Origin of the sequence: Nocardia aurantiaca (assembly GCF_009708175.1) — a bacterium.
Taxonomy (GTDB): domain Bacteria; phylum Actinomycetota; class Actinomycetes; order Mycobacteriales; family Mycobacteriaceae; genus Nocardia; species Nocardia aurantiaca.
In genome coordinates this window covers 503,001-514,664 of sequence record NZ_WMBB01000001.1, presented here as the reverse complement: position 1 = coordinate 514,664, position 11,664 = coordinate 503,001, and the positions used below count along the sequence as shown (strand labels likewise).

Annotated in this window: 8 protein-coding genes; all 8 read left to right on the top strand. The window is 65.1% G+C overall.

What is annotated here, in order from left to right:
- Positions 1-137 precede the first annotated feature (137 nt).
- The 8 genes from eccA to GLP40_RS02090 all read left to right on the top strand — a co-directional run bounded on the left by eccA (position 138) and on the right by GLP40_RS02090 (position 11,647).
- Positions 138-1,973 (top strand): type VII secretion AAA-ATPase EccA, encoded by a 1,836-nt coding sequence (gene eccA, locus GLP40_RS02125; protein WP_154786077.1) that lies wholly within the window; start codon positions 138-140, stop codon positions 1,971-1,973.
- 170 nt (positions 1,974-2,143) lie between these two features.
- A complete protein-coding gene (gene eccE, locus GLP40_RS02120; protein ID WP_328289570.1) occupies positions 2,144-4,201 on the top strand; it encodes a type VII secretion protein EccE in 2,058 nt (685 codons plus the stop codon).
- Positions 4,202-4,224: 23 nt separating this feature from the next.
- Positions 4,225-5,466: a DUF7373 family lipoprotein gene (locus tag GLP40_RS02115; protein ID WP_154786076.1), complete on the top strand. Its 1,242-nt coding sequence runs from the start codon at positions 4,225-4,227 to the stop codon at positions 5,464-5,466.
- 8 nt (positions 5,467-5,474) lie between these two features.
- A complete protein-coding gene (locus GLP40_RS02110; RefSeq protein WP_154786075.1) occupies positions 5,475-6,785 on the top strand; it encodes a DUF7373 family lipoprotein in 1,311 nt (436 codons plus the stop codon).
- Positions 6,786-7,216: 431 nt separating this feature from the next.
- Positions 7,217-7,351 carry a DUF397 domain-containing protein gene (locus GLP40_RS02105; RefSeq protein ID WP_328289629.1) on the top strand — a complete coding sequence of 45 codons (135 nt, stop codon included), beginning with the start codon at positions 7,217-7,219 and terminating at the stop codon, positions 7,349-7,351.
- A 220-nt stretch (positions 7,352-7,571) separates the two neighbouring features.
- Positions 7,572-8,819, top strand: coding sequence for a DUF7373 family lipoprotein (locus GLP40_RS02100; protein ID WP_154786074.1), 1,248 nt, complete (start codon positions 7,572-7,574; stop codon positions 8,817-8,819).
- An 8-nt stretch (positions 8,820-8,827) separates the two neighbouring features.
- The gene (locus GLP40_RS02095; protein WP_154786073.1) at positions 8,828-10,138 is read left to right on the top strand and encodes a DUF7373 family lipoprotein; all 1,311 of its coding nucleotides are present in this window, start codon (positions 8,828-8,830) and stop codon (positions 10,136-10,138) included.
- 9 nt (positions 10,139-10,147) lie between these two features.
- Positions 10,148-11,647 (top strand): serine/threonine-protein kinase, encoded by a 1,500-nt coding sequence (locus GLP40_RS02090; RefSeq protein ID WP_154786072.1) that lies wholly within the window; start codon positions 10,148-10,150, stop codon positions 11,645-11,647.
- The last annotated feature ends 17 nt before the right edge of the window (positions 11,648-11,664 follow it).

Below are 11,664 nucleotides of genomic sequence, written 5' to 3'. Positions count from 1 at the left end.
TCGCTTCAACAGTTGCCCGCCTAGGGCGGTTAACCATAATGTATCCGACTGTCCGCAGCCGTGCGATTCGCGCGGTGGTGGGTGGGGATTGTGAACGAAAGACCAACCAGGTTCGACGAATTCGGGGTTCGACTAGGATGATCGACACTCGCCAGGCCCAACGCGCCTTCGATGCGGGAGTGCTGTCACTGGGGTTGAGCATCGAGGGCCAGGAGTCGAACCGGGACCTCGAGTACGCGAAGCTCGCCTTTCAGCGCGCCACCGAGTGGGATCCCACCATGGCCGACGCCTGGCTGGGCCGGGCCGCGGCCGGTGAGGTCACCAAAGATGTTCTGAGCAACCTGTACAAGTGCAGCACCGTCTCACTGGGGCGGGAACAGCGCCGGTTGGGGCTGGCGCCGCGGACGCTTGCCGGACGTTTCCTGCCCGGCCTCTACATCGACTACCCGCTGGCGAGTTTCACCGAAACTCATCTGGCGTGGGCCGCCCATCTGATCGCCGAGAAGCAGTACGACGAGGCCGAGCAGGTGCTGGACGAACTCGAAAAGCACCGGCGGGCAAGGGCTTCGGATCCGGATTTCCAAATCGACGGCCGCATCGCCAAATACGTGCGCGGCATCCTGCACTACAACACCCAGCGCTGGCCGGATGTGATGACGGTGCTGGCCGGGTCCGAGGGCTGGGAGGATCCGTATCTGGCGGCGGGCGCGCATGTGATGGTCGGCACGGCCTGTGCGCAATTGGGTCTGTTCGGTGAGGCGATTCGCCGGATGGAAGCCGCCGAGGCGGGCCCGATTCCGGCGGCCCGCACCGCGGCCATGTTCTGCCGCGGCCTGTGCCTGCGCGAGAACGGCGCCGCCGACGAGGCGCAGGCGCTGTTCGAGAAGGTGTATTCGCAAGCGCCGGATTTCGACGCCAACACCGCGGCCATGCGCGACCGCACCTACCGGATCACTCTCACCACCAAAGAGGTGATCGAGGCCCGCACCGACAGGTGGGATCCGGCCTCGGCGCCCTCTCTGGAGGAGAAGCGGGCCGCCGAGCACGAGGACCGGGCCAAGGAGATCCTCGCCCAGGCGCGCGCCGAACTGGACAAGCAGATCGGCCTGGCCGCGGTGAAGACGCAGGTGGCCAAGCTGCAGTCGAGCGCCCAGTTGGCGAAGATCCGTGCGGAGAAGGGGCTTTCGAGCTCGGCGCGCGGTCAGCACCTCGCGTTCACGGGCCCGCCCGGAACGGGTAAGACCACCATCGCGCGCGTGGTCGCCAAGATCTATTGCGGCCTGGGCATCCTCAAGACCGACAAGGTGGTCGAGACCAAGCGCTCCGACTTCGTCGGCCAGCATCTGGGCTCCACGGCCATCAAGACCGACGCCTTGATCGACACCGCGATGGACGGCGTGCTGTTCATCGACGAGGCGTATACCCTGATCCAGCAGGGTCTTTCGGGCGGTGACGCGTTCGGCCGCGAGGCCGTCGACACTCTGCTGGCCCGCATGGAGAACGACCGCGACCGACTGGTGGTGATCATCGCCGGATACGACGGCGAGATCGACCGCTTCCTGGCCGCCAACGACGGTCTGGCCTCCCGCTTCGCCAAGCGGCTCCAATTCCCCTCCTATACTGCCGAAGAGCTCGGCGCGATCGGCAAAGTGGTTGCTTCCAAACGTGACTCGGAGCTGTCCGAGGACGCCTTGCGAGCGTTGGTCGCGACCTGCGAAAAGCTCTACACCATGGAGAGCACCGACCAGAGCGGGCAACCGCGCCGCGGCGTCGACCTGGCCGGCAACGGCCGCTTCATCCGCAATCTGATCGAGGCCGCCGAGGAGGAACGCGAATTCCGGCTGGCCAATGACGAATCCATCGATCTGAGCGCCGTCGACGAATCGGTGCTCATGCGGATCGAAGGATCGGACATGAAGGCCGCGCTGAGCACTCTGCTCGCCTCGCTGAACCTATCGTCGGCCGCCGACTGAGGGGCAACTGAACTGTGAACGACTTTCCGCGGGGAGCGGGCGGCTATCAGCCGGGCGGAAATGGCGGGAACCCACATGGCGGGGACGGGGGCCACCCCGGAGACGGACGGCACGGCCGCCCGCCGAGCGGCTATCCGCAAGGCGGTCCGGGCGGTTTCGTACCCGGCGGCGTGACCCCGAACGCGCAGAACGGCGGCCGAGGAGACTTCGCGCCGGGCTCGCCGGACGGCTCCCGACCCGGGGGACCCGGCTACGTTCCGCCGAATGCACCCGACGGCTTCGGGCCGAACGGTCCGGGCAACTATCCGCAGGGCCGGCGCGGCGATCACGGGCGGCGCGAGCCGGAAGCCTTCGAAAGAGGCGGCTCGAGCGTCGCGGCGCCGCCACGTCCCGCTCCACCGGCGCAGGAGTCCGCTCCCGAATCACTGCGGTCCCAGCCGCGCGATGCCCCCGATTCCGCCGCTCGGCCCGCGGGCTCGAGCACCACCGCTCTCGCGAATGCCGTCGCGGCCGAGTTGCGGTCGGACGATCTGTGGCTGCTGCGGAATCTTCCTTTGCGACTGGTGATTCCGGTGGCATTGATCGGGGTCGCGGTCTCACTGGTGGTGGTCGCGACGCACGCGCCGTGGTGGGCGGCGCTGGTGGCCGGGTTGGCGCCCGCGCTGGTCGGATTGGCCCCGGCATCCGGGACGCCGATCGGGCTGCGACTGGGTAGGTGGATCGCCTATCGCTGGAAGCAGGTGCGGCGCAATAGTTTAGACGAAAGCGCGGTGGTCGACGTCCCGCTGCCCGATGGCGGCAGCTGCGGATTGCGTTGGGACGGCATGCTGTTGACCACCATGCTGCGCATCGATCCGCCACCGGACACGCTGACGCTGCTGCGTCGCGGCTCTCTGAGCACCGATCAGCTGTTGCCGCTCAACGAGATCGCGGCCTGCCTGCGGCAGTATGATGTCGAACTGCACTCGGTCGATGTCATCAGCACCGGCACCCGCACCGCCAGCACCGAGGCGGTGATCTCCGGCTACGCGGCCACCATCGCGCCGCTGGGCCGGCTGTACGACGAGATCCTGGGTCCCCTGCCCGCCATCGCGCACCGCACCATGTGGCTGGTACTCCGGCTGAACCCGCTCGACAACGCCAAAGCCGTCGACAATCGCGGCGGGGGCCCGGAGGGCGCGCTGCGCTCGGCGCTGGTCGCCACCCGCAGGGTCGCGAATCGCCTGGCCGGACACGGCATTACGGCGTCGATCCTGACCACCTCGGAGATGACCGCCGCGACCCGTGAACTGACCCGCGGCATCCCGGTCGGCGAATTCACCGAGCACCCGGACAATCTGGAGCACAACGGGGTTCACCTGACGAGCTACCAGATCGATCCGCAACTGTTCAATTCCGATGGCCTGGCCAAGATCTGGGCGGTCCGCAGCCTCGCCACCACGGTGACGGTGCGCCTGCAACCGGTCCCCGAGCCGGGCGCGAAGCCCGGCCAGCCCGCGAGCATCATCGAGGTGGACGCCCGCGTCCGCTACGACACGCCTTACGAACACGGCGAACCGCCTGTCGCGGGTCTGAAGGAACTCCCCCGCCGGCAGATGTGGGCGCTCATGGACATCGTGTCCTACGGCACCCAGGAAATCCGCCCCAGCGGCTACCGCGGCCCCGTCGACGTCCTCACCGACATCTCCATGCCGACCGCGGGCTGCGGCCAGCTCATCGGCGCGGACGCCACCGGCAGCGGTATCGCGGTCCCCCTCATCGGCGACGGCTCCCGCCGCATCGACATCATCGCCAGTCTCCAACTGGCCCAACAGGTCATCCTGCGCGCCATCGCCCTCGGCGCGGGCGCGGTGGTCCACACCGCCCGGCCTTGGGCCTGGCAGGCCATGGTCGCGAATGTCGCGGCCCCGCACGCCCTCTCGCTGGCCTCCTCGGTCACGCACAGCTCCCGGGGCACCGCCGTCACCGGCCGCCTCCCCAGTCCGGCCGCCACGGTCATCGTCTTCGATGGCGTCCCGGCCAGCGCTCCCCCGGGTTCGGCCACGGTGGTCACAGTCCACGAATCCATCTCCGCCGACTACGAACCCGACGCAGATGTGACGATCGTCCAGCACCCCGACGCCCCGCACACCATCTCCGTGCACACTCACGCCACCATGACGACCGCGCAAATGGTCACCACACCGGCGGAACAGCACTACCTGAGCGGGGCCTTGGCCCGGCGCTGACCTACCTGGGGGGATAAACCAACATGCGTTACGGCACAGGCCGACTCCGGTCGGTACGGCTGCGCGCCGCCGCGGCCGCGGTATTGGCGATCACGGCGTTGACCACGACCGGATGCGGGTTTGATTCCCATGCGACCGCCGCGGACTCGGTCGACCTGAGCAAACTCGACACCGGCAGCTACGCGACCGCGCCGAGGCCGGTCACCGCCACCGATGCGAGCGGGCGCATCACGGAGGCGCTGCGGCTCGGGAACGCCATGCCGCTGCCGATGGAAATCGATCCCGCGCTGACCCACGGCGATGGCGGTGTACACCCCTTCGCCCATGTCTCCGAAGTGCTTCGGCCCGAGATGAACGGCGGACATTCGGCGTTCGGTTGGCTCAATGAGGCGGCCTTCACCAACGATCCGGCCGGATTCGTGGCGGGATTCGCGACGGCCGCACGCACGGACGCGGACGAATCCCTCGGGTACCGGCTCACCGATGTCGTCATGGTCTTCGATAACGACGGTGACGCCGCCGCGGCCGCCGCGGCGGCGGGGGCCAACGGTTTCCTGGACGTCGGCTTCGGGACGGGTGAGCCCGCGCAGTCGTCCGCGCACCCCGCTGCGCACCTCTCGTGGCTGCCCGGCGACCAGTACCTCGCGACGTTCTACCCGACCGGGAAGTACCTCATCCTCACGCTGGTCGACAATACCGAGAACTTCTACGCGAAGATCTCGGATCTCCCCGATCTGATCGCGAAGTCCGACAAGACGATCGACGTCACCGCCGACAAGCTGAAGTCGTTCCAGCCCACCGCCCCGGACCAGGTCGACTCCTTGCCGGTCGATCCGCAGGGCCTGCTGCGCCTCATCCTGCCGCGCCCGGCCGGCGACCAGACGGCGCACGCGTTCGACGGCGTGCTCGACAGGCACGGAGCCCTGCACACCGAATCCGATGTGGTGCTGGCCCGCTCGTTGTACGACAAGGCCGGGGTGGACGCGGTCGCCTACGGCGCGGGCGCTCTGTACCGGACCCGGGACGAGAACGCGGCGAAAGATTTCGTGAAGTCCAACGTGGATAAGTTCCTCCACCGGATCGATTCGCCGCCCGGGCTGCCGAGCGCGTTCTGCGTGAAGTACCACGGCCCCGATGTCCATGCGTTCCCGTTCACCTGCTCGGTTGTCTACGGACATTATGTGGCGACGGTGTGGTCTCAGCAGCAGCAGGACGTCTTCCAGCGCATCTCCGCGCAGTACGCCATGCTCGCCAACGGGAAGTAGGGGGAATCGTGAAGCGTCTCGGTGCTCGCCGCGGTTGCGGCAGAACAGTTCTCGGCGCGGTGTCCGTCGTCGTCGCCGTGACCGTGCCTGCCCTGGCCGGATGCGCCAGCGAGGTGTCCGGCACCGCCGCCGCCGCGGAGGTCGATGTCCGGCAACTCCCGATCGGCAACTACCCGACCGACCCGCTCGACGTTCGGATGACCTACCGCCACAGCAGCGGCGAGGGCTATGCGATGGCCATCGCGCGCCTCGCCGACAACATGGTCATCGGAGCGGACGTCGACCCGTCGTTCAGCCACAATCTGCTGTCCAAGTCGCTCGCCTCGGCATCTAGTACCTATGCCATGCTGGCCGACCCGGTTCGAACGGTGCTGGAGGCCAGTGACATGGTCTACGGCTACTCCACCGCCTCCAGCACCAAACCGTTGGACAAGTCCAGCGGTTTCAGCCTCTCCGGGAACTTCCAGCCCTTCGGCGGCGTGGACGTCGATCCCACCGCCAGTTCGTTCAACCTGACCGTGATCCAGTTTCCCGACCAGCAGAGCGCCCAGACAGCCGGACGGGACATGGAGGCCGCCGACTTCAACGTGGCCTCCGACCAGAACGTCCACGTCACCCTCACCGGGAACCCCGCCGCCGTCGCCCATTGGCGGCCCGGCGTCCCATCGCTGGCGGCCGTCTTGACCGACGGCCCGTACGTAGTCGACCTTTTCGTCCAACAACCCACCGCCGACCTCGACGGCCTGCGCGGCCTCGCCGACAAGATCCTCGCCGCCCAACTGCCAATGCTCGACCGCGCGCCCGCGCTGTCGGCCAAGAAAATCTACCGCCTGGATTACGACCCCGACGACATGCTCCGTCGCACCCTGCACCCCAGCTCGTTGATCAACCCCAACCCGGACACCGAGATCACCCACACCGCCCGCGGCTACCTGCACTACGTCGACGACCAGACAACCTGGAAACCCTTGCTGGACAACAACGGCGTCGACCGCGTCTCGGAGGCCGACGAGGGCAGCATCCTCTTCCGCGCCCGTGACCCCAAGTCCGCCGCCGCCCTTTGGACCGCCATCACTGCGCTCACCCCCACCCCCGCCGAGGCCCCCGCCAAGGTCCCCGACGTCGCCTGCGCCGACAACCATGACGCCGCCGCTAACGACTCCAACAAGGACTACAATGCCTGGAACGCCGCCGACAAATACATCTGCACCGTGCGCTACGACCGCTACGTCGCCCGCGTCGCGAGCAACCAGCTGATCGACGCGCAGCAGAAGGCGGCAGCACAATACGCCCTGCTCGCGAATAGTCAGTACTTGTGAGATGCCACCCAGCCGATTGACAAGGTGGGCCGCACATCCATACCTCCCAGTACACTCTGCACACCAGAAGCAAAGTGACACTGGCTGTTCGCTTTCGGCGGGGCGGAATGCTCGACATGGGTCATGCGTATGGCCGACTACAGTCGGTCGCATCGGGGTGCGCGCGGCAGCTACAGCGCTGCTCGCGGTTTCAGTGTTGGTGAGCGCTGGATGCGGCTCGGAATCCCGTGGGGCCGAGGAGAAGACGGCCGATCTGACTAAGCTCGACACGGGCAGCTACCCGACCAAACCACAGGACCTGACCGCCATTCCGCGAGTGCCGACGAGCCGTCGACCGGAGGGCCTGACGTCCAAGGACCGGTGATCCCAGCGCTGCCAGGCACTTGATCCGAGATCCGCCGGAAGTGCCGTGAGGTGTCTACCGCCCCGAGATCGCCTTCCTGGGCAGCGTCGAGATCGGGGTGCGCGATTCCAAGAATCCTGATGGTCCCGCCCATGTCTTCACACCGGGCGCCTGGGATCCCTTCGTCGCGGGTGTACGAGATGGAGAGTTCGACCGCCCGTGAGCCCGGCGCTCGCGACCGTGTCGCACGTGTCCCGCGTCGCCGGTGACGAGCTGATCGCCCCGCCGCAGTAGCCGATAGCACCGTGATCGGTCCGCCGACAAGCCAGTACCTGTGAGATGTCCCCCAGCGGATTGATACAGTACGCCTCCCATCCAGGCCTCCCAGTACAATCTGCCCACGAGAAGCAAGGCATAACAGGCAATTCGGTATCAGCGGGGGGATGCTCGACATGCGTCACGGCTTTGGCCGACTACGGTCGGCCCGCATTGGGGTGCGCGCGGCAGCGGCAGCGGCGCTGGCTATCTCACTCCTGGCGACCGCTGGGTGCGGATCCGAATCCTCTGCGACCGAGGACCAAACAGCAGATCTTAGCAAGCTGGATACCGGTAGCTTCCCGACCAGACCGCAAAATCCGACCGCTGCCGATCCTGCGAAACAGGCCCGCATCCTAGAGGGACTGCGGCTCGGCAATGTCCTTCCGCTCGCCTCTGAGATCGACCCGACGCTTTCTCGTAGATCTTCCGGCACGAATGTATTCACGGGCCCGAACTCGTTCGGAGACCTCATAAGAATCGACCATTTCGCCGACGACACAAAAGGATTCATTGCGGGTTTCGCCACCAGCGCTCGCACGTCGGAGGACACCTACGTTGGCTATACACTCACCAATGCAGTCATGATTTTCGAAAGCGAGGCGGCTGCCTCATCCGCGGCGCCCGCCCTCGCTCATAGCGGCTTCTGGCTGGCAGATAACAGCACGACGGTCGATTCTGTGCAGTCGAGCCAGCACCCGGCCGCCCAGATCATCTGGGCTCCTACAGAACAGCGACTGGCGTCCTGGTATCCCACCGGGAGGTTCGTCGTATTCACCATGATCGACCAGGTCGAGAACCTCATGGTAAATAAGGCGTTCGATATCGCATCCGATCCCGCGCCGACCGCTCTGGCCGACAAGGCCATCGATATCACTACTGATCGTTTGAAGCACTTCCACCCAACGGCTCTGGACCAACTCGCCAAACTCCCGCTCGACCCTGACGGATTACTCCGGCTGACTCTGCCACGCCCAGCAGGCGATCAGACAGGCGATGGGTTTACCGGGACTCTCGACCAGCACGGCGCGCTGCATACGGTGGGGGACCCTGCTAGGTTCCGGGCACTGTTCGAAAAGACTGGGGTGGATTTCTTCAGTTACGGCGCGGGAATCCTGGTTCGAACCAAGGACGCGGCTTCAGCTCAGACCTTCCTCGACACCGCGTTCGCATCTCGTTTCCAGCATCGGATCGAGCCGCCGGCCGGGCTCTCGACAGCACACTGCGTGAAATACCACGGCCCCGACGAGCATGCGGCCCCCTTTAGCTGCTATGTGGCATATGGACGGTATGTAGCAACGATGGTGTCTCAGCAACAACAGGACGTGTATCAGCGGATATCCGCGCAGTACGCCATCCTGGCCAATAACAAATAGGGGGGCTCGTGAAGAGATTTGGTACTCGCAGTTCTGCTGGTAGAACGATCGTCGGTACACTTGCCATCGCGCTGGCCGCGGCCTCGCTATCCGGGTGCGGCGGCCCGGCATCCGGAAACCCGACCGCGCGCGAGGTCGACGTCAGGCAATTCGCCGTCGGGAACTACCCAACTGATCCGCTCGACGTCCGCTCTACCTTTCATCACGAGGCCACTACCGGCAAGGCAATTGCGCTGGCACGACTCGCCGATAGTGTCGTCGTCGGCCCGGATGTCGACCCGCAGTTCAACCACAACGCGCTTGCTCTGTCAATGGACTCGTTGGCAACAGCGAAAGCGACGCAGGTGCTGGCCGGTGCCGTCCAACCCGCACTAGAAAGCAACGGCATGATGTTCGGCTTCTCCGCAGCCGCGAGCACCCGAGCAATGCCCAAGTCGCGCCAACGCGAGCGACCTGGCAATTTCAACCCATTTGACGGTGCCCAAAGTGACACGGAAGCGAGCGTTTTCAATGTCACGGTGCTGCAGTTCCCTGACCCGCAACGAGCCCAGACGGCTGCCGAACAAATGGAAGCCGCCGACTTCGCGGTGGCGGCCGATCAGAATGTCCGAATTACCCTCGACAAACAACCGACCGCGAAGGCCCATTGGCGACCCGGTGTTCCGTCGATGGCAGCCACGATGGCGTACGGCCAGTACGCGGTGAATGTTTATGTTGCACAACCCAAACCCGACCTCGATGGGCTGCGCGGCCTCGCCGAGAAGGTCTTCGCGGCGCAACTGCCGCTTCTTGACAAAGCACCCGCGTTGTCGCCGCATGAGATTTTCCGACTGGACTACGACCCGGACGGCATGCTGCGCCGAACCCTTCACCCCAAGGCGTATTACCGCCCGCATCCCGTCAGCGAAGCGACCCACACGCCGCGAGGTCATCTCCACTACGCGGACGATCAGGCGACTTGGAAGCAATTGATGGATGACAACGGTGTCGACCGCGTATCCACCGCAAGCTACGGCGGACTGCTGTTCCGAGCCCGCGATACCGAAGCTGCAGCCAAGCTGTGGGCCGGCATCAAAGGCACCACAAGCGATTCCGTAGAAGCACCCGCCAACATCCCCGATGTCGCATGCAGCGCGGTACCCACCGAGGAAACCGGCGTCTTGAGGTACGCGTACGACCCCGCAGAAGGTGCCACCGTCTACCTTTGCAGCTTGCACTACGACCGCTATGTCGCCCGCGTGGCCAGCCCTCAATTGGTCGACGCGCAGCAGAAAGCCGCCGCCCAGTACGCCCTTCTGGCCAACAGCCAGTTCATGTGAGGAATCGGGATGAACGTCGGACCGGGCAGCATCATTCGCGGCTATCGCATCGAGCGTGTTCTCGGGGCGGGAGGCATGGGCACGGTATATCTGGCCCAACATCCGGAACTGCCACGCTGGGATGCGCTCAAGGTGTTGAGCCCACAGTTCAGTCAGGATGCGGAATACCGAGCCCGTTTCGAGCGGGAAGCGAACCTCGCTGCCGCTCTGGATCATCCGAATATTGTGTCGATCTATAACCGTGGCGATGACAATGGCCAGCTATGGATCGCGATGCAATACGTGAACGGCATCGACGCTGCGGCGGCAGCCGAGCGGGACCCACGGTCTATCACCCCCTGGCGCGCGCTCCACATCGTCACCGAAGTGGGGCGCGGTCTTGACCACGCGCACCGCAGAGGGTTACTCCATCGGGACGTCAAGCCCGCCAATTTCCTACTGTCAATGGGCGACAATGGCGAAGAACGAGTGCTGCTCACCGACTTCGGCGTCGCGAAGTCCACCGAAGACACGAACGAGCTCACCCAGGCTGGCGGTTTCGTCGCCACGATTGCCTATGCATCGCCCGAGCAGTTGAGCGGTGATCGGCTCGATCACCGCGCCGACATCTACAGCCTTGCTTGCTCGTTCTTCCGCTTGCTCACGGGCCAGAATCCGTATCCGGGAACCCAGCCCGCCATGGTGATGATGGGGCACCTCAGCGAGGCGCCACCGCAGGTCACCGCTGTCGATCCCACGCTTCCGGCTGCTGTGGACGACGTGATCGCCGTCGCTATGGCAAAGAACCCAGCCGAACGGTTCGACACCTGCCACGAATTTACATCGGCTCTGAAATCAGCACTGGAATATGGTGTTTCCGGGCTCTCCATGCAGACCGTGCCACACAATCGAGCCACTGTAGCCAAGAAGCCGCCGTCCTACGTGCCCACGAAAACTAGTACGCGCAAGCGTGCTTGGCTCATCGGCGGGGTTGCCGCAACGGTGGTCGGACTGGCGGCGGGCGTCGGCGTCTGGGCAATACAACAAGGGTCGACGGCATCTGCTACGCGAGGCATTCTGGCGGATGCGCGCGCCCAGAATCCCGCCTTCAACGGGAAAAACATTGTAGTGATGGATATTTCCGGCAAGAGCGGTTATTCCGCGGACATGGATGTTCAGCTGAAGCCCGGCTCCCAATCGAAATTCCTCGAAGACCTGGGATTCACCTATAACCCAAACTTCCTGTGCAAGGGAGATGAACCGAATCCTCGTCCGATCGCACCGGGCTCGGATACTCAATACGCCGCACTGACAGTCGTAAATTCCGGCTATCTCCTGGCTGTTCGAAGTGATACCGATGCGGGCGGGGGTGGTCTGGTGAATCTCCCGGCTGCGGTGACGTCGACTACGGCCTCGGTTATCGTCCTTGATGACCCAGCCGCCGTCGCCGCCATCCGCCAGTGGTCGGACAACTCTGAACAGGTCCTGCTCGACAAGCTGCTGCCGATCCTACGCAAGAGCGTCAAGTAATGCGGCTCGGTATCGGA